Annotated in this window: 3 protein-coding genes; all 3 read right to left on the reverse strand. The window is 70.9% G+C overall.

All coding sequences use genetic code 11. The features are described 5' to 3' along the window. Nucleotides 1–992, reverse strand: a 992-nt coding sequence (locus B8460_RS14000) for a glycosyltransferase family 2 protein (protein ID WP_048862228.1), incomplete at its 3' end; no start/stop codon positions are given. 59 nt (nucleotides 993–1,051) lie between these two features. Beyond that, complete coding sequence (locus B8460_RS14005) at nucleotides 1,052–1,630, reverse strand: aspartyl/asparaginyl beta-hydroxylase domain-containing protein (protein WP_048862229.1); 579 nt, start codon at nucleotides 1,628–1,630, stop codon at nucleotides 1,052–1,054. 102 nt (nucleotides 1,631–1,732) lie between these two features. Then, nucleotides 1,733–2,459, reverse strand: a 727-nt coding sequence (locus tag B8460_RS14010) for a glycosyltransferase family 2 protein (RefSeq protein WP_048862230.1), incomplete at its 5' end; no start/stop codon positions are given.

Consider the following 2,459-nt stretch of genomic DNA (forward strand, 5'->3'; position numbering starts at 1 on the left):
GCCGAACCGGCCGCGGCAGCCCCCGCCCGCCCCGAAGCCGGACGGCGATAGTTGCTGATGACCCGGCCGAGCAGCTCCTGCAGCGCGTCGCCGGTCGGCTGCGCGTCCGCCCGCGCCAGCGCGGCATACTGATCCTCGACGCGGCCGAGAACGCCCTGGCGCCGCAGTCCGTCCACCGCCGAGGCGCGGAAGCTCTGCCGGCGAAACTCCGTCGCCAGCTCCTCGTCGGACAGGCCCAGCCAGTGGCGCCAGTGCCAGGCCTGCCGCGCGTCGAACCGGTCGCGGTGGGCGGCGAAGGCCGCGCGGATCGCGGCCACCTTGTCGGTAAACCGCGCCTCGGTCGTGAAGGGCGCATGCAGGATCAGCACGTCCTGCGCCAGCCGCCAGCGCAGCGACGGGTCCTCGGCCACGATGCTGTGCCCGCCGGTGCCGACGCGCGCGACGGTCTCCGCCCGCACCAGCAGCTTCGGGGCGTCGGCACCGAGGATCCAGGGCGTGCGGGTATCGCCAGCCAAGTAACGATCCTCGATCGCCTCGCGCTGCGCCACGATCGGCAGGGTGTACGGCGCCGTCAGGTCGGGCGGCATATAGGTGCCGTCCTGCCCGCGCAGCACCGGCGTGTTGTAGCGCTCGACCACGAACAGGTCGGCGGCGTCGAGATCGGCGATCGTGTCGAGACGGCCGCCACGCGGCAGCCAGAACTCGTCGGAATCGGCAAACAGCACCCAGTCCGGCGCGCCCCAGTGGCGCAGTTCGCGCAGCGCGGCGGAGAAATACAGGAACGGGTCATCGACGGCGAAGGTCTCGACCGGCGCGGCGCGCACCCGCTCGTCGCCGGCCAGATCGGGCGGCAGCTCGCCAGCACCACGGTTGAGCGAGACGAAGACCTGCTGCGCCCCGAGGCCGAGGTGGTGGCGGATGCACGCATCGAGCAGGTCGGGGGTATCCGCATGGCCGATGATCGCGGCGAACCGGGGTGAACGTTCGCTCATGCGTGGGGGCACCATTTGATATGAGACGGTCGTAAGCGGACGATTATACGCGCGTGGCGCTAATCGCAAAAACGAATAATCCGCGGATCGAACTCCAGATACAGCAGAACACGGTCGGCCTGGCTCATGTTGACCGCGAAATGCCGCATCGCGCCGTTGAACACGACCACGCCGCCCGGCCGTTCCTCGCGCACCTCCTGTCCGACGGACAGGAAGCTGCGGCCCGGCGCCATGTCGAGGCCGAGATGCATGATCAGCAGCCGACCGTCCATCTCGGGGTGGGTATGGGGGGCGATGAAGGTGCCCGGACGCATCAGCGAGAGCGCGCAGACCTCGCACCCTTCGAGGCGCGACAGCAGCCGGCTGGTCGCCGGCAGCGCCCGGTCCGCGCCGTCCGGCAGCATGCCCTTGTAGCTGAGGCCATAGGTCAGCCAGTCGAGATTGGGCTCCGTGGTGTCGACCTGCCACGACGGCGTCCAGCCGTTATTCTTCATCAGCGTCTCGACATAGGTGTCGATCGCGCCGACGCGGTGGATCGGCAGCACCGGCGCCCGCAGCTCCAGGTATTCCTGGCGGATCAGGCGCCAGCGCGCCTGCAATTCGCGCACGAAGGGGAAGGCGGCAGGATCGTGGAACATGCGCCCATCCGGTCCTTGCGGCATCTCCGGTGCGGTTGCGGCAGCGGCGCCGCACGATACGCAGCGCGGTTGCGGCGCGCAACACGCGAATGACGCACCGCGCTATGTGCCGTCCCGCGCTTTGTCCTGTCTTGCATCGTGCCACGGATCGCGACGCACCATCGCCGCCCAACGCTCGGCGAAACGCCGCGCGTCCAGGCGATCGGCGGCGATGCGCCGGGCGGAGGCGGACTCGTCATGCTGCATCACGGCGTGCGGGGTGTAGACGACCCGCAGCCCCGCGCGCTGCACCCGCAGGCAGAAATCGACGTCGTTGAAATCGACGGGAAAGCCGGTATCGAAGCCGCCGACGCGCGCGAATGTCGCGCGGCGAAATGCCATCATCGCCCCCGTCACCGCGGCCCGGTTGCGCATCAGGCGGATCTGCGGCGCGTGGGCGGGATCGTCCCGGGCGGCGCCGTGGCACAGATGCACCGCCGCCGCCGCGCCGCCGAGCGCCAGCCCGCAATGCTGGATAGCCCCGTCCGGATACAGCAGCGTCCCGCCGGCGACGCCCACGCCCGGCAGCGCCAGCGCCTCCAGCAGCGCGGTCAGCCACGCATCGTCGAGCGCCAGCATGTCGTCGTTCAGCAGGACGACCGTGTCGGCCGTCGCCTTGCCCGGCTCCCCCTCCAGCACCGCCGCGTTGATCACGGCGGCGAAATTGAAGCCGTGCGGCGTCGCCGCCTGCGCCTCGGCGGTGACGCAGGGATCAAGCGCGGCAAGCCGCGCCGCCAGCGCCGTCGCCGGCGGTCCCGCGAGCAGCCGCAGCCGGAACCGCGCCGCCGGG

Origin of the sequence: Acidisphaera rubrifaciens HS-AP3 (assembly GCF_000964365.1) — a bacterium.
GTDB lineage: Bacteria > Pseudomonadota > Alphaproteobacteria > Acetobacterales > Acetobacteraceae > Acidisphaera > Acidisphaera rubrifaciens.